The 16,137-nt window shown below is 62.8% G+C and carries 11 protein-coding genes and 1 tRNA gene; 5 read left to right on the top strand and 7 right to left on the bottom strand.

Going from position 1 to position 16,137, the window contains the following annotated elements:
* Window positions 1–135: 135 nt before the first annotated feature.
* From AB4Z32_RS16260 to AB4Z32_RS16250, 3 genes are all read left to right on the top strand, one after another.
* Window positions 136–279, top strand: a complete 144-nt coding sequence (locus tag AB4Z32_RS16260) for a hypothetical protein (protein WP_442122895.1) — start codon at window positions 136–138, stop codon at window positions 277–279.
* 69 nt (window positions 280–348) lie between these two features.
* Window positions 349–1,701 (top strand): putative O-glycosylation ligase, exosortase A system-associated, encoded by a 1,353-nt coding sequence (locus AB4Z32_RS16255; protein ID WP_442122894.1) that lies wholly within the window; start codon window positions 349–351, stop codon window positions 1,699–1,701.
* Complete coding sequence (locus AB4Z32_RS16250) at window positions 1,698–2,765, top strand: acyltransferase family protein (RefSeq protein ID WP_442122893.1); 1,068 nt, start codon at window positions 1,698–1,700, stop codon at window positions 2,763–2,765. The genes AB4Z32_RS16255 and AB4Z32_RS16250 overlap by 4 nt, the downstream gene beginning before the upstream one ends.
* Before the next feature lie 23 nt (window positions 2,766–2,788).
* On the opposite strand, the gene AB4Z32_RS16245 is transcribed toward AB4Z32_RS16250, so the two are convergent.
* A tRNA-Arg gene (locus tag AB4Z32_RS16245) sits at window positions 2,789–2,864 on the bottom strand.
* A 197-nt stretch (window positions 2,865–3,061) separates the two neighbouring features.
* Here AB4Z32_RS16245 and AB4Z32_RS16240 point away from each other — a divergent pair.
* Both AB4Z32_RS16240 and AB4Z32_RS16235 read left to right on the top strand, forming a co-directional pair.
* Window positions 3,062–3,973, top strand: a complete 912-nt coding sequence (locus AB4Z32_RS16240; RefSeq protein WP_442122892.1) for a c-type cytochrome — start codon at window positions 3,062–3,064, stop codon at window positions 3,971–3,973.
* 317 nt (window positions 3,974–4,290) lie between these two features.
* Complete coding sequence (locus AB4Z32_RS16235; protein WP_442122891.1) at window positions 4,291–5,475, top strand: hypothetical protein; 1,185 nt, start codon at window positions 4,291–4,293, stop codon at window positions 5,473–5,475.
* A gap of 91 nt (window positions 5,476–5,566) precedes the next feature.
* On the opposite strand, the gene AB4Z32_RS16230 is transcribed toward AB4Z32_RS16235, so the two are convergent.
* From AB4Z32_RS16230 to AB4Z32_RS16205, 6 genes are all read right to left on the bottom strand, one after another.
* The gene (locus AB4Z32_RS16230) at window positions 5,567–7,627 is read right to left on the bottom strand and encodes a M13 family metallopeptidase (protein ID WP_442122890.1); all 2,061 of its coding nucleotides are present in this window, start codon (window positions 7,625–7,627) and stop codon (window positions 5,567–5,569) included.
* A 75-nt stretch (window positions 7,628–7,702) separates the two neighbouring features.
* On the bottom strand, window positions 7,703–9,775 hold the full coding sequence (locus AB4Z32_RS16225; RefSeq protein ID WP_442122889.1) for a M13 family metallopeptidase: 2,073 nt from the start codon (window positions 9,773–9,775) through the stop codon (window positions 7,703–7,705).
* A 91-nt stretch (window positions 9,776–9,866) separates the two neighbouring features.
* A complete protein-coding gene (locus tag AB4Z32_RS16220; protein ID WP_442122888.1) occupies window positions 9,867–11,915 on the bottom strand; it encodes a M13 family metallopeptidase in 2,049 nt (682 codons plus the stop codon).
* 96 nt (window positions 11,916–12,011) lie between these two features.
* On the bottom strand, window positions 12,012–14,282 hold the full coding sequence (locus tag AB4Z32_RS16215; protein ID WP_442122887.1) for a TonB-dependent receptor plug domain-containing protein: 2,271 nt from the start codon (window positions 14,280–14,282) through the stop codon (window positions 12,012–12,014).
* A gap of 148 nt (window positions 14,283–14,430) precedes the next feature.
* The gene (locus AB4Z32_RS16210; RefSeq protein WP_442122886.1) at window positions 14,431–15,024 is read right to left on the bottom strand and encodes a hypothetical protein; all 594 of its coding nucleotides are present in this window, start codon (window positions 15,022–15,024) and stop codon (window positions 14,431–14,433) included.
* A 252-nt stretch (window positions 15,025–15,276) separates the two neighbouring features.
* On the bottom strand, window positions 15,277–16,137 hold an 861-nt coding region (locus tag AB4Z32_RS16205), incomplete at its 5' end, for a bifunctional UDP-4-keto-pentose/UDP-xylose synthase (RefSeq protein ID WP_442122885.1).

Genomic DNA, 16,137 nt, shown 5'->3' with positions numbered 1-16,137 from the left:
GCCCGACACCCTGCAAGCCTAGCTTGCAGGGTGTTTTTTATTTAAGACCTGTAGCACAACACACACGGTTTCCAACCGTGTTGCCCATACTCACGTGTTATTCTATCGACCATTCTCATCCAGGCAATCACGGATATGATCGATAACCTAGCCTTGCTATTGTTCGGATCGCTGATTCTCTATACGGTCTTTCGCGCAATCAAACTCGACAAGCTGTTGCCATGGTTTTCGGCCGACAGCGAGCCGCCCCAGGAACAACCGAAGAAGAAGCGCAAATAAGCAGCAGCTTCCGAATTCCGCCTGTCCCGGCGCTTGGCGAGATGGCTTCGCGCAGGCAATGAAAGCACTATGCAATCTCTCTTTTTGTCGGCCGTCTTTTTCACCCTGATCTTCACAGGGTTCTCCGCCGCCTTTGCCGCGGCTCTAGGCTTCGTCTGGGTCGACGTGGTCAAGCCCCAGCAGCTTGCCTGGTCCATCATCACCGGCTGGCCGCTGTCCATGATCGCGGCGCTGGCGATGGTTGCGCAGTATGCGCTCAAGGACAAGAAATTCCCGCCCAAGTTCGGCTCGATCCTGCTCCTGTTCGCCGTGTTCACCGTATGGGTGACACTCACGACGATGATGTCGACCATTCCGGACCGGCCCTGGGCCAAATGGGACTGGGTCTACAAGGTATTGCTGTTCGCAATATTCATTCCCTTCGTCTTCCGCTCGCGGGTGCAGATCGAATCCTTCATCCTGGTCTTCGTCTTCTCGGCCGCGACGATCTTCTTCTCGGCCGGCGTAAAGACCCTGCTCGGCAGCGGCGGCTACGGCGTGCTCGCCATCATGGGCGGCGGCAACACCGGCTTGGCGGAGGGCAGCACCCTGGCGGTGGTCTGCATCATGCTGGTGCCATTGATCGTGTTCCTGATGCGCCATACGATCGTCTTTCCCAGGAACTGGAAGACCTACGGGCTGTTCATCGGCATCATCGTCACCGCCCTCGCCACCGTGGTCGGTACGGGTGCCCGTACCGGCGTCATTGCCGTGGCCGTCCTGTGCGGACTGTCCGCGCTGCAGTCGAAAAAGAAGCTGTGGTGGCTCGCCGGCGCGGCTTTGGCAGGCGTCATCTATTTGAATATCGACCTGTCGCATACGCGCTGGGGCGCCCGCATGTCGACCATCGAGACCTATAACAAGGATTCGTCCGCGCTCGGCAGGCTCAAGGTGTGGGAATGGACGGTCAAGTACACCGTCGAGAACCCCCTGGGCGGCGGCTTCGACTCCTTCCTGCACAACAGGATCGCCAACGTGACGGAGGACGGCACCATCCAGTACTACCCCGAGGGACGGCTGGTGGGCAAGGCCTTCCATAGCGTGTATTTCGAAGTGCTGGGGGAACAGGGCTTCCCTGGCTTCGCCATGTATTTCTCGATGATCCTGATCGCGCTGGTCAAGCTGCGCAAGCTGAAGAAAAAATGGGCGAAGCATCCGGGCATGGCCTGGCTGGTCTCGCTGGCCGATGCGCTGATCAGCGCCATCCTGATTTTCCTGGCCGGCGGCGCCTTCGTCGGCATCGCCTACCAGCCCTTCATTTTCTACATGCTCGGGCTCACGGTCGCCATCGACCAGTATTCGGCCCGCGTGGAACGCGAAAACCAGATCAAGGCCAAGGCACAGGCACAGGCGGCAAAAGCAAAAGAAGGTGTGACGACGTGAAGCTCAACCAACTCGCCGGGCTACGGGGGATCTGCGCATGGTGGGTCGTGTTCTTCCATTCGCTGGCCCTGCTGGGCAACTCGATTCCGCTGCCGCTCGCGCACCTGATCGCCCATGGCTACCTGGCGGTCGACCTGTTCTTCCTGCTGAGCGGTTTCGTGATCTTCCTGAGCTATCACGCCTCGCTCGCAAAGAACTTCCCGCATAGCGTGGGCCGCTTCTACTGGAACCGCCTGTCGCGCATCTATCCCCTGCATGCCGTGATGCTGGGCGGCTATCTGATGCTGTTCGCGGCCTTTTATTTCTTCTCGAGCAGCCACGCCGCGCCGGAATCCTATACCTGGAGCACCTTCTTCCAGAGCATGTTCCTGATCCATATGTGGGTCGGCAGCGACCTCACCTGGAACGTGCCGTCCTGGTCGATCAGCTCGGAATGGTTCGTCTACCTGTTCTTCCCGCTGATGGCCTACAGCCTGCGCAAGCTGCGCGGCGGTGTTGCCGCCCACCTGGCGGTGCTGGTGCTGGTTGCCCTGCTGCTGCACCTGGTGTATGCATTCAACGGCATCGAGTCGCTGGGCGCGGGCGTTCCGCGCATGGCCCTGGTCCGTACGCTGCTGGAATTCCTGATGGGCGTGTTCATCGGTTCCCTGTACATCAATCACCGCGAATTCCTGGAAAAATACCGCAACGCCGCGCTGCTCGGCTTCGCCGGCCTGTGCGTGCTGTATGCCAGTGCGCCGCTGCCGGATTACGCCACCATCCCGATGGCGTTCGCCTTCCTGATCGCCTACCTGAGCGTGACGACGTCGCCGATCACCGCTGCGCTGTCGAATCCGGTGCTGGTGTACCTCGGCGAGATCTCGTATTCGACCTATATGGTGCACTACCTGGTCTACGACCTGCTGAAGGCGGGCTTCATGTCGAACGCGAATGAGATCAAGCCTCTGTACGTGTGGCTGTCGTTCGCGCTGGTCCTGCTGCTGTCGGCGCTGCTGCACCACGTGGTCGACGATCCGGTGCAGAAATATTTCCGCCGTCGCCGTCCGGCGAACAAGGCCGCGTGAGGGAAAAGAAGAGAGGAATTCTGTGGCGCGGCTGGCGGGGATCGAACCCACGACCCTTGGCTTCGGAGGCCAATACTCTATCCACTGAGCTACAGCCGCCCTGGAAAATCGGAAGTGATGCGAAGGATACAGCGTTCCACGCGTCCCGTCTATGGATAAGCAGAAGCAGACTGCATAAATTGCGTTTCCTATAACTTAGATTGTTCTATAATCGCTCACTTGAGGTTCTTTCTGTTATGCAAGGAACCTTTAGAGGCTGGCAGGTTTTTTTATCTATATAAGTTAGTAAGGAAATCATGAGCGACGCACATCAGAGTGAACATCAGTCTTTTATCCGAACCCCTAAACAACTCATTGTGGCCGTCGCCGGGTTCTTTCTTGTCATCGTCATCGGCATCATCCTGCTGGTAACCTTCGTCACCAACACCCACCTGTCCGGAGCAGGCTCCACCCAGAACGCAGAAGCCGTCGCCGCCCGCATCCAGCCGGTCGCCGCCGAAGGCTTCACCCTGAAGGACGCCAACGCACCGAAGGTCCTGCAGAACGGCCAGGCCGTCTATACCTCGACCTGCGCCGCCTGCCACGGCACCGGCGCAGCCGGCGCACCGAAGGCCGGCGATGCCGGCGCCTGGGCCGCACGCATCAAGCAGGGTTACGACACCCTCCTCCAGCACGCCATCCAGGGTATCCGCGCGATGCCGGCCAAGGGCGGCAATCCTGACCTCGACGACGTCGAAGTCGCGCGCGCCATGGTCTATATGGCGAACCAGTCGGGCGCCAAGTTCAAGGAGCCGGAGGCGCCTGCCGCCCCGGCGGCGGCCACTGCGGCAAACGCGGCGCCGGCTGCCGCACCGGCCGAAGCCGGCGCAGCCGCTCCCGCTGCTGCTCCCGCACCGGTGTCTGCAGCTGTTGCCGCGGCCCCGGCCGCCCCGGCAGCCGAAGCGACGGCCAGCGCCAGCGGCGCCGGCAAGACCCTGTACAGCGCGGCCTGCGTCGCCTGCCACGGTGCGGGCATCGCCGGCGCGCCGAAATTCGGCGACAAGGCCGCTTGGGCACCGCGCATCGCCCAGGGCGCCAATGTGCTCCACGAGCACGCCATCAAGGGCTTCCAGGGAAAGAACGGCATGATGCCGCCGAAAGGCGGATCGAGCGCGCCGGACGCCGATGTCAAGAGCGCAGTCGACTACATGGTCGCTGCCGCGAAGTAATCCGACTCTCTTCCGGGAGCCGCATTCGCGGCTCCCACTAGCACGTCCCGATCCTCTGGTCATTAACAGACGACCGAAAATCGTTCGTCTTTTTAACCAAGTGTATCGTTTACGCACACATTATTTGTAACAATTTCCAAGGGCCAAAAGCGGACTCTGCCATAGGAGAATGCCGCTAGAAAACTACATTTGTACCCCGATTCTGTTACGCTTAGGCACTTAACGCGTGACAATTTTCCCGATATGCTGAGGTTTCGTTGTTTCCGAAAAGTATTATTTCGGCAACGCACACGATTCTGAAAACTACGGGGAAACACATGCAACGCGCTCGATTCACTTTGTCCATTCCGGCCGCCCTGCTTGGTCTGGCCTTCGCAGTTCCCGCCTCGGCCGCAACCTTGTCGGTTGGTCCGGGCAAGACTTACGCAACTCCCTGCAAGGCCTTTGCCGTCGCCAAGAGCGGCGATGTGGTCGAAATCACTGGCAACACGACCTATACCGGCGACGTCTGCGCCATCTATACGAGCAACCTGACCATCCGCGGCGTGAACGGCCGTCCGAAGATCAATGCCGGCGGCAAGTACGCCATGAGCAAGGGTATCTGGGTGGTCGAGGGCAGCAACATCGTCGTCGACAACGTTGAAATGTACGGCGCTAAAGTGCCCGACCGCAACGGCGCCGCACTGCGCCTGGAAGGCACCAACTTCACGCTGCGCAACTCCTTCATCCACGATAACGAAGACGGCATCCTGAGCAACGCCAACACCGCCAGCAACATCGTCATCGAATACACCGAGTTCGGCCACAACGGCTACGGCGACGGCCAGAGCCACAACCTGTACATCGGCAGCAGCGCCAGCCTGACCTTCCGCTACAACTACTCGCACGACGCCAACGTCGGCCACAACCTGAAGTCGCGCGCCAAGGTCAACACGATCGTGTACAACCGCTTCTCGAGCACCCCGGCGGGCCAGACCGGCAGCACCGCGTCCGGCAAGCCGAGCTACGAGATCGACATTCCGAACGCCGGCACGTCCTACGTGATCGGTAACGTGATCGAGCAGCCGGCAAGCAACAGCAATTCGGTCCTGCTGGCCTACGGCGAAGAAGGCGCGACCAACCCGGGCAAGGACCTGTACGTCGTCAACAACACCTTCCTGAACGACGACAGCTCGCACGGCACCTTCTTCTTCATCGGCTCCGGCGTGACCACGCCTGCCCTGCTGCAGAACAATATCTTCGCGGGCACCGGCACCCTGTCCACCCAGACCAGCGCCGTCCAGAAGACCAACTACCGCGCAGCGGCGCCGGGCTTCGTGAACCGCGCCGCCTACGACCTGCGTCCGCTGGCGAATGCGCTGGTGACCAATGCCGGTTCGGTGCCGGGTACCTCGAGTTCGGGCGTGTCGCTCAAGCCGGTGGCGCAGTACAAGCACGTCGCTTCCGGCGTGGCGCGTCCGGCGCTGGGCACGATCGACATCGGCGCCTACGAGGCACAGTAATCCCTGCCGCGGCGCTCAAGCGCCGCCAAGGAAAAGGGCCGCATCGCTGCGGCCCTTTTTTCATTACCGGATGCACATCACCGGATGCGCATCACCAGATGATCACGCGGTCCTTCGGCGCCAGGTACATCCTGTCGCCCTGCTTCACCTTGAAGGCCTCGTAAAAGCCCGGCTGGTTGCGCAGCGAACCGTTGGCGCGGAACTGGTCCGGCGAGTGCGGATCGGCCTTGATCTGCGCGATCGTCTGCTGGTCGCGCATCTTCGAGCGCCACACCTGGGCCCAGCCCATGTACAGGCGCTGTTCTCCGGTCAAGCCGTCGATCACCGGCGCCTTCTTACCCTTCAGCGAGATCCGGTAGGCCTTGGCGGCGATCGCCAGGCCCGAGTTGTCGGCGATGTTCTCGCCCAGGGTCAGTTCGCCGTTTACGCGGTAGCCCTTCAGCGGTTCGAAGGCGTCGTACTGCTTGACCAGCATCGCGGTCTTGGCCTTGAAGTTCTTGTGGTCGGCCTTGGTCCACCAGTCGCGCAGGTTGCCGTCGCCATCGTATTGCGCGCCCTGGTCGTCGAAGCCGTGGCTGATCTCGTGCCCGATCACGGCGCCGATGCCGCCGTAGTTGACGGCATCGTCCGCATTCGCGTCGAAGAAGGGCGCTTGCAGGATCGCGGCCGGGAACACGATCTCGTTCATCTCCGGGTTGTAATAGGCGTTCACCGTCTGCGGGGTCATGCCCCATTCGTCGCGGTCGATCGGCTTGCCCAGCTTGTTGATCTCGTAGTCGGCGGCCCACACGCGGGCGCGCATCACGTTGCCGACCAGGTCGTCGCGCTTCACCACCAGGGCCGAGTAATCCTTCCACTTGTTCGGGTAGCCGATCTTCGGCGTGAACTTGGCCAGCTTGGCCTGGGCTTCCTTCCTGGTTTTCGGGCTCATCCAGTCGAGCGTGTCGATCGACTGTTTATAGGCGGCCAGCAGGTTCTTCACCAGCGCTTCCATGCGCGCCTTGCGCTCCGGCGGGAAGTACTGGGCCACATAGAGCTTGCCCAGCGCCTCGCCCTGCGAGCGTTCGATGGCACCGACCCCGCGCTTCCAGCGCGGCTCGATCTCTTCGACGCCGGACAGGGTCTTGCCGTAGAAGCCGAAGCGCTCGTCGACGAAGGCCTTCGACAGATAGCCGGCATAGGCATCGGCCACGTGCATCGACAGATAGGCCTTCCAGGTATCCAGCGAGGTCTTGTTCGACAGCTCGACGAAGGATTTCAGATAGCTCGGCTGGCCGACGATCACATAGGTCGTCTTGCCGGACAGGCCGGCGGCATCGAGCCAGGTCTTCCAGTCATAGCCGGGGGCGAGCTTGTCCAGGTCCGCCAGGCCGACCTTGTTATAGGCCTTGATCGGGTCGCGCAGCTCGACCTTGGTCCACTGCAGCTTCGCGATCTCGGTCTCGAAGCCGACGATGGACTTGGCGTCGAACACGGCGCGCGGGTTGCCGATCAGCGCCAGGGTGCGCTCGACGTGCTGCTCGTACTTCGCCTTGGCGTCGGCCAGCTTCTCGTCGTCGTCCTTCAGGTAATAGTCGCGGTCCGGCATCGCCAGGCCGCCCTGGCCGATGTCGGCGACGTACTTGGTCGAGTCCTTGTTGTCCTGGTGGATGCCGAAGTCGAAAGGCACGTTGACGCCGATCTTGCCGAGGTGGGCCAGCAGGGCCGGCAGCTCCGTCTTGTCCTTCAGCGCGGCGATGCGGTCGAGCTCACCCTTCAGCGGCGTGAAGCCCAGCTGCTCCAGGCGCGCCTCGTCCATGAAGCTGGCGTAGAAGTCGCCGATACGTTTGGCATCGGCATTCCGGGGCGCGCCATCCGCCGAGACTTTCTCGATGATGCCGCGCAGCTCGGCCAGCGAATTCTCATAAAGCTGGTCGAAGGAACCCCAACTGGCCTGGTCGGCCGGGATCTGCACGGTCTGCAGCCACTTGCCGTTCAGGTACTGGTAGAAATCGTTCTGCGGACGCACCGACGGATCGATGTACTGGGTGGCGATGCCGCTGGCCAGGGTTGGGCGGGAAGCCGGCGCCGACTTGGTGGATGCACCTTCGGCGGCATGCGCGAAGCCGGCGATCAGTGCCAGGCTCAGGGCGCTCAGGGCGAGACGTTTCATGACAGGAGTCCCTTTCGATTGAAAAAAAGGCCGCGGCATGCCGCGGCCCTTTACATCGTCACGATGACGAAACGATTACCAGATGATCACGCGATCCTGCGGCGCCAGGTACATCTTGTCGCCCTGCTTGACCTTGTAGGCTTCGTAGAAGCCCGGCTGGTTGCGCAACGTGCCGTTGGCGCGGTACTGGCCCGGCGAGTGCGGGTCGGTCTTCACCTGGACGATCTGCTGCTGCTCGCGCATCTTCGAGCGCCATACCTGGGCCCAGCCTGCGTACAGGCGCTGGTCGCCGGTCATGCCGTCGATCACCGGGGCCTTCTTGCCCTTCAGCGAGATGTGGTAGGCCTTGTAGGCGATCGCCAGGCCCGAGTTGTCGGCGATGTTCTCGCCCAGGGTCAGCTCGCCGTTCACGTGGTAGCCCGGCAGCGGCTCGAAGGCGTTGTACTGCTTGACCAGCGCCGTGGTCTTGGCCTTGAAGTTCTTGTGGTCCGAGGCGGTCCACCAGTCGCGCAGGTTGCCGTCGCCGTCGTACTGGGCGCCCTGGTCGTCGAAGCCGTGGCTGATCTCGTGGCCGATCACGGCGCCGATGCCGCCGTAGTTGACCGCGTCATCCGCGTTGGCGTCGAAGAACGGCGGCTGCAGGATCGCGGCCGGGAACACGATCTCGTTCATCTCCGGGTTGTAGTACGCGTTGATGGTCTGCGGCGTCATGCCCCACTCGTCGCGGTCGATCGGCTTGCCCAGCTTGTTGATCTCGTAGTCGGCGGCCCACACGCGCGAACGCATCACGTTGCCGACCAGGTCGTCACGCGAGACCTGCAGCGCCGAGTAGTCCTTCCACTTGTTCGGGTAGCCGATCTTCGGGTTGAACTTGGCCAGCTTGGCTTGCGCTTCCTTCTTGGTGGCCGGGCTCATCCAGTCGAGCTTGTTGATCGACTCTTTATAGGCGGCCAGCAGGTTCTTCACCAGCGCTTCCATGCGTGCTTTCTTCTCGGCCGAGAAGTACTGGGCCACGTACAGCTTGCCCAGCGACTCGCCCTGCGCACGCTCGACCGCGCCCACGCCACGCTTCCAGCGCGGTTCCATTTCCTTCACGCCCGACAGAGTCTTGCCGTAGAAGTCGAAGCGCTCGTCGACGAAGTTCTTCGACAGGAAGCTGCCGTAGGATTCGATCAGGTGCAGCGACAGGTAGGCCTTCCAGGTGTCGACCGGCGTCCTGTTGGCCACGTCCATGAAGGCCTTCAGGTAGGTCGGCTGGCCGACGATCACGTAAGTCGCCTTGCCGGACAGGCCGGTGGCGTCCAGCCAGGTCTTCCAGTCGAAGCCCGGGGCCACCGTGTTCAGGTCGGCCAGGTTGACCTTGTTGTAGGCCTTGATCGGGTCGCGCAGCTCGACCTTGGTCCACTGTACCTTGGCGATCTCGGTCTCGAAGTCGACGATGGCTTTCGCGTTGGCGGCGGCGTTCTTGTCGCCGGCCATGGCCAGCATCTTCTCGACGTGCTGCTGGTATTTGGCCTTGGTGTCGGCCAGCTTCTTGTCGTCGGCCTTCAGGTAGTAGTCGCGGTCCGGCATGCCCAGGCCGCCCTGGCCGATGTCGGCGACGTACTTGGTCGAATCCTTATTGTCCTGGTGGATGCCGAAGTCGAAGGGCACGCCCACGCCGATCTTGCCCAGGTGGGCCAGCAGGGCCGGCAGCTCGGACTTGTCCTTCAGCGCGGCGATCTTGTCCAGCTCACCCTTCAGCGGGGTCGCGCCCAGCTGTTCGAGCCTGGCCTCGTCCATGAAGCTGGCGTAGTAGTCGCCGATGCGCTGTTCGTCGGTGCCCTTGGCGGCGTTCTTGGAGGCGACGTTTTCGATGATGCCGCGCAGCTGCGGCAGGGTGTTCTCGCGCAGCTCCATGAACGAGCCCCAGCTCGACTTGTCGGACGGGATCTCGACGGTCTTCAGCCACTTGCCGTTCAGGTATTCGAAGAAATCGTCCTGCGGACGCACGGACGATTCGATGTATTGGGTGGCGATGCCGGCGCTCAGGGTCTGGCCCTTGGTGGCGGTCACTTTCGCGGCGGCGGCGGCGCCACTGCCTTCAGCATGGCTGACGCTGGCGATCAGGGCCAGGGTCAGAGCGCTCAACAGATACTGCTTCTTCATTCTTGCATCTCCCTTGGATTGTTATGGGTTACTGGGGGACGGCGGGATCGCCGCCGGCCCATACATCAGCTTAAATGCGTGGTGCTTGGTATTACCAGATCGTGACGCGGTCTTCCGGCTTCAGGTACATCTTGTCGCCTTCCTTGACGCCGAAGGCTTCATAGAAAGCGGCCTGGTTGCGCAGGGTGCCGTTGGCGCGGAACTGGCCCGGCGAGTGCGGGTCGGTCTTGACCTGGTTGATCTGCGCCTCGTCGCGCATCTTCGAGCGCCACACCTGGCCGAAGCCCATGAAGAAACGCTGGTCGCCGGTCAGGCCGTCGATGGTCGGGGCCGGCTGGCCGTGCAGCGAGATCTTGTAGGCCTTGTAGGCGATGGCGAGACCGGAGTTGTCGCCGATGTTCTCGCCCAGGGTCAGTTCGCCGTTCACGTGGTAGCCCGGCACCGGCTCGAAGGCGTTGTACTGCTTGACCAGCATGTCGGTCTTGGCCTTGAAACGGGCCTGGTCTTCGGCGGTCCACCAGTTGCGCAGGTTGCCGTCGCCGTCCGACTGCGAACCCTTGTCGTCGAAGCCGTGGCCGATCTCGTGGCCGATCACGGCGCCGATCGCGCCGTAGTTCACGGCGTCGTCGGCCGCCATGTTGAAGAACGGCGGCTGCAGGATCGCGGCCGGGAACACGATCTCGTTCAGGCGCGAGTTGTAGTAGGCGTTGATGGTCTGCGGCGTCATGCCCCATTCTTCGCGGTCGATCGGCTTGCCCAGCTTGTTGATGTTGCGGTTGTAGGCGAAGGTCGCGGTGCGCATCACGTTGCCGACCAGGTCATCCTTCTTGATGGTCAGCTTCGAGTAGTCGCGCCACTTGTTCGGGTAGCCGATCTTCGGGTTGAACTTGGCCAGCTTGGCCTGGGCTTCCTTCTTGGTTTCCGGGCCCATCCAGTCAAGCTTATCGATCGATTCCTTGTAGGCGGCCAGCACGTTCTTCACCAGCTCTTCCATGCGGGCCTTGCGCTCCGGCGGGAAGTACTGGGCGACGTATTCGCGGCCCACGGCTTCGCCCAGCGCGCCTTCGACGGTGCCGACGCCACGCTTCCAGCGCGGTTCCTGCTCCTTCACGCCCGACAGGGTCTTGCCGTAGAAGTCGAAGCGCTCGTCGACGAAGGCCTTCGACAGGAAGGGCGAGAACTCGCGCAGCACCTGCCACTGGAAGTAGGCTTGCAGGGTGGCGAGGTCGGTCTTGTTCAGCACCTCGTTGAAGCCGGTGATGTAGCTCGGCTGGCCGACGATCACGTAGTCGACCTTGTTGCCGATGCCGGCGGCGCCCAGCGCGGCCTTCCAGTCGTAGCCAGGTGCCAGCTTGGACAGCTCGTCCACGCTCATCTTGTTGTAGCTCTTGTTCGGATCGCGCAGCTCGACACGGGTCCACTGCACCTTCGCCAGTTCGGTCTCGAAGGCGACGATGGCCTTGGCCTTGGCGGCGGCATCCTTGTCGCCGGCCAGGCTCAGGATGTTGGCGACGTGCTGCTCGTATTTGGCCTTGATGCCGGCCATGCGCTTGTCATCCATCTTCAGATAGTAGTCGCGGTCGGGCAGACCCAGGCCGCCCTGGCGGATGTAGGTCGCGTACTTGGTCGACTCCTTGGCATCCTGGGCCACGCCGACGCCGTAGGGATTGGCGACGCCGATCTGCGACAGGTGGGCCACCAGGGCCGGGATGCCCTTCTTGTCCTTCAGCGCGCGGATGCGCTGCAGCTCGCCGGCCAGCGGCTTGGTACCGAGGGCTTCGAGCTTCTTCTCGTCCATGAAGCTGGTGTACAGGTCGCCGATCTTCTGGTCGTCGCTGCCGACCTTCTTGCCCGTCTTCTTCTGGTCCGCTTCGATGATGCCGCGCACCTGGCCCTGGGTGTCGTCGCGCAGCTTGATGAAGGTGCCCCAGCTCGTGCGGTCCGACGGAATCTCGGTGGTCTGCAGCCACTTGCCGTTCAGGTGGCCGAAGAAATCGTCCTGGACGCGCACGCCCTGGTCGATGTACTGGGTCTCGATGCCGGAGGTCGTGCCCGCGGCAGCGGAATGAACATTGTCGGCGGCGCTGGCGAAGGCGGCCAGCATCGACAGGGTCAGGGTACTCAGAAGGTAACGTTTCACGAGGGGTCCTTGGTTGCAGGGAAAAGAACGGCTTGTGGCCATCGGCAAATGTATCACAGCCCGGCTTGCCAAAACCGGGCGCTTGTCTGGCATTTACTACAGTTTCATTTCATAGCGAATGCCGAATTGGGTGTATGTACGGGCCTGCGTCGCCGCGCTCTGTACCAGCGAACCGGTGTCGAGGCTGCGCGCGGTCTCGTACAGGCGCGGGTCGAGGTTGTTGGCCGACAGGCGCAACTGCGCGTTGGCCGGCAGCTTCCACAGGCCGTAAACGTCGAACTGGCGCTTGGTGCCGGTGGTCGCCGTCTCGTTGACCGTGGTCTGCACCAGCGTCTCCGGAGTCCAGTTCAGGCTGCCGCCCAGGGTCAGCGGCAAGCCCTTCGCGCGATAGTCCAGGCCCAGGTTGGCGGTCTGCTTCGGCTGCTGGTCGAGACGGTTGTTCGGCCCCGGAATGCCGTCCACGCGCGACCAGAAGCGGCTGTAGTTCGAGCGTATGTCGACCAGCGGCGCGGCCGGCCACAGTTCCGTCAGCGGGAACTTGGCTTCCAGTTCGATACCGCTGGTCCGCGCCTTGCCGATGTTGATCGGGGTGGAGATCCAGCGCCCATTCGTGGCCAGCACCGTCTGGCGGCGCATCAGGTCGTCGATGTTGCGCACAAAGCCGCTGGCCGACAGCAGGCCGCTCTTGCCCAGGTAGTGCTCGTAGGCGAGATCCAGGCCGGTGGCCAGCTCCGGCTTCAGGTTCGGATTGCCGGTGCGGTCCGGACGGGTGGCGTCGTTGTAGGTCGAGATAGTCGGCACCGCGATCAGGTCGTTCAGCGCCGGCGCCTTGTAACTGCGGGTGACGCTGCCGCGCAGCTGGTCCTTCTCATGGCCGGGGATGCGCCAGACGCCATGCAGCACCGGGCTCCAGACCTTCGAGGTGTTTTTCACGTGCGCGCCGGCGCCGTTCTGTCCACCTTCGCTGGTAACGCGGATACCCTCCCAGCGCAGGCCCAGATAGGTCGAGAACTGCGGCGTGACGTCCCACTCGTCCTGCACGAACATGGCCACGCGGCGCGAGTCGGCCGACAGCGAGGCGCCGCCGTCGTCGAACAGGGCAGCGGAGTCGCCGGCCGCCACGTGTTGCTGGCGGCGCTTGCTGGCTTCCAGGTCCCAGCCGGCCGCGAACAGGTGGCCCTGGCCCATAGGACGGCTGAACTTGCCGCCAGTGTTGACGCCGCTGTCGCGGCTAGCGTCGCTGTCGAGGTAGCGGCGCAGCGCGCTGCCGCCGGCATCGTAAGTGTTGCGGACGGTATCGCTGTCGTTGCGGCCGCCGGTGAAGCCGAACTTCACCTCCAGGCGGGCGCCGGCCTCGCCACGGTGCAGCCAGTTGCCGAAGCCGCGCAGGAAGGCCGAATGCGACTGCGAATCCGAGCGCTGGCGGGCGTACTCGGGCGCGACGCTGCCCAGCGGCTGGTCCAGCAGGCTGTCGGCGCCATTGCGGCTGCGGTTGGCGACGAAGAAGGGCTGGAAGGTCAGCGTGTCGCTGTTGGCGAACTTGTACGAGAAGCGCGGCGACAGGAAGACGCCGTCGAAGACGCCGCCGCCCTCGTCGTGGATCTGCTGGCGGCGCTCGACCGTGCCGTCCTTGCGGGTGCTGAGGTTGAGCGTGTCGCTCTCGTTGTGCGGACGGTTCTGCATCAGCGAACCGCTCATCATCCAGGTGAGCGCGCCGGACTTGCCCGGCATCGCCAGCGAGACGTTGGCGCCATGCCGGCCCTGCTCGATATTGTCGGCCAGGCGCAGCTGCACGTCCTTCTGCTGGTAGCCTTCGCGCAGGATGATGTTGATGGTGCCGGCGATCGCCTGGGTGCTGTGCTCCGCCACCGGGCCGCGGATCACTTCGATGCGTTCGACCTGGTCCGGCGACAGCGACTCCAGCGAAAAGCCCGGCGGCGGACGCTCGCCGTTGACCAGCATCTGGGTATAGCCATTGCCCATGCCGCGCATGCGCACCCCGCCGCCGCCGCGTCCCGGCGCGCCGCCGATGGTCACGCCGGGCAGGCGTTTCAATACTTCGCTGACGCTGGTGTCGCCGTTGCGCTCGAGTTCCTCGCGGCCGAACACCATCTTGGCGGCGGTCGAGATGCGGCGCGCATCAAGGTCGTCGGCGCGCGCGCCGCTGACGGTAACTTGTTGGATCTTCGGTACGGCCGGCACGGCGCCGCTGCGGGCGCCCTGCTTGCCGGTCACGGCCTTGTCGGTCTGGGTGGGAGTCGGTTCGGCGACGGAGGCCGTTGCCTGGTCACTGCTTTGGGGGAGGGCCCATGCGTGTCCCGCCGTGCCCAGCAAGGCCAGGCAGGCCATCGGGATCAGTTTGCTCATGCTTATCGTTATTATCGGTTGCCCGGACTGTTGCCATCCGGTTAAACCAATTCTAGCCTTTAAGCATAGCCAAAATTACGATCAGGCAGCCGTTGTTACTTTACGATACATAGCAAACACACAAATCCCTCGAAAAAGCAACGGGCTCCTAGCCGCCGATGTTAATGCTGCCGCCGCCCGGCCCACCCATGCCTCCGCGGCCATGACCGCCCATCCCGCGGCCGCCACGCTCGCCTCCGCGCTCTCCTCCGCGCTCGCCGCCGCGTTCTCCACCCGGGCGGCCTTCCGGCACCACCCGCATCAGTTGTTCGTTCACTAGGGTCGCGACCTGGCGCCGCTGGGCGTCGTCGAGGGCGTCGTTCAGGCCCAGCCACAGTTCACGCAGCTGCCTGTCTTCCTGGACGGCGATCGCGCTCTCCGCTTCCACCAGGGCGTTCAGTTGACGCAGTTCGACGTCTGGTTTGGCGAGCAGGGTCTTGGCCTGTTCCTGCAGCGCCTCGCGGCGGTGCTGGCGCTCGCGCAGCACGGCGCGCGAACGGCTCTCGACCTGCTGCCACAGGGTCTGCTGGTTGGCGTTCAGGTTCAGCGACTTCTTGAACTCGGAGGTCATCGGCACCAGGTCTTCGGCGCGCAAGTCCATCAGCGGAACCGCAAGGCTGGCTCCCGCCGATCCGAGGGCAAGCGCAAACAGGCAGGCGCGGGCAAGTCGCGCGGGCATCCGGATGGTCGTACGCATCGTCATTTGATGAGGCTCCTGGGCATAAAAAAACCCACGGGGGAAACCGTGGGTAAAGACCACTTCAAGAGTGGAGAGAGAGAGAAAAACTGATAAGAACTATAGGCTCGGCCCCTCCCACTCGCCTGGACTCTTACAATTACTTACCGGGTGGAAGCTTAGGCATACAAGGATTTACAAGTTCCATGAAGTCGTACATACAAAAACGCCGTTCGTGCTTTCGCAGGAACGGCGTTTTGAAGCTGACGATGAATCGAATTAATTACGCTGCAGCTGCCTGCGCTCCGGAATCAGATCCTGCGCATCGCCCAGATTGTCCTTGTAGGAGTCGAAGATCTTGGCCAGGGCGTCGCGCATATTGACCTGCGGGGTCCAGCCCAGTTCCGAGACCGTGTTCTCGATCTTCGGCACGCGGTTCTGCACGTCCTGGTAGCCGGTGCCGTAGTAGGCGCCAGAGCTGGTCTCGACCAGTTTCACGTCCTTGGCGGTGTCGCGGTATTCCGGGTATTCGGCGGCCAATTCCAGCATCATGTGGGCCAGTTCGCGGATCGAATAATTATTCGACGGATTGCCGACGTTGTAGATCTTGCCGGTCGCCTTGCCGTCCTTGTTCTCGATGATGCGCATCAGCGCGTCGATGCCGTCGTCGACATAGGTGAAGGAGCGCTTCTGGGCGCCGCCGTCCACCAGCTGGATCGGTTCGCCGCGCACGATGTGGCCCAGGAACTGGGTCAGCACGCGCGAAGAGCCTTCCTTCGGGGTGTGGATCGAATCGAGGCCGGCGCCGATCCAGTTGAAGGGGCGGAACAGGGTAAAGTTCAGGCCTTCCATGCCGTAGCCCCAGATCACGCGGTCCATCAGCTGTTTGGAACAGGCGTAGATCCAGCGCGGCTTGTTGATCGGGCCGTAGACCAGCTCCGAATTCTCCGGATCGAATTCCTCGTCGTGGCACATGCCGTASACTTCCGAGGTCGACGGGAACACCAGGTGCTTGCCGTACTTGGCGGCCGAGCGCACGATCGGCAGGTTGGCTTCGAAGTCGAGTTCGAACACGCGCAGCGGCGCCTGGACATAGGTCGACGGGGTCGCAATTGCGACCAGCGGCAGGATCACGTCGCA

Source organism: Massilia sp. 2TAF26, assembly GCF_052115005.1.
In the GTDB taxonomy this organism is placed as follows: Bacteria; Pseudomonadota; Gammaproteobacteria; order Burkholderiales; family Burkholderiaceae_D; genus Telluria.
Note: the sequence above shows the minus strand (reverse complement) of the source record. Positions and strands in the feature narration are given on the sequence as shown.

Excerpts from the sequence above, each read along its gene's own strand:
- AB4Z32_RS16260 (WP_442122895.1), top strand. The coding sequence starts at position 136 with ATGATCGATAACCTAGCCTTGCTATTGTTCGGATCGCTGATTCTCTAT.
- AB4Z32_RS16255 (WP_442122894.1), top strand. The coding sequence starts at position 349 with ATGCAATCTCTCTTTTTGTCGGCCGTCTTTTTCACCCTGATCTTCACA.
- AB4Z32_RS16240 (WP_442122892.1), top strand. The coding sequence starts at position 3,062 with ATGAGCGACGCACATCAGAGTGAACATCAGTCTTTTATCCGAACCCCT.
- AB4Z32_RS16235 (WP_442122891.1), top strand. The coding sequence starts at position 4,291 with ATGCAACGCGCTCGATTCACTTTGTCCATTCCGGCCGCCCTGCTTGGT.
- AB4Z32_RS16230 (WP_442122890.1), bottom strand. The coding sequence starts at position 7,627 with ATGAAACGTCTCGCCCTGAGCGCCCTGAGCCTGGCACTGATCGCCGGC.
- AB4Z32_RS16225 (WP_442122889.1), bottom strand. The coding sequence starts at position 9,775 with ATGAAGAAGCAGTATCTGTTGAGCGCTCTGACCCTGGCCCTGATCGCC.
- AB4Z32_RS16215 (WP_442122887.1), bottom strand. The coding sequence starts at position 14,282 with ATGAGCAAACTGATCCCGATGGCCTGCCTGGCCTTGCTGGGCACGGCG.
- AB4Z32_RS16210 (WP_442122886.1), bottom strand. The coding sequence starts at position 15,024 with ATGACGATGCGTACGACCATCCGGATGCCCGCGCGACTTGCCCGCGCC.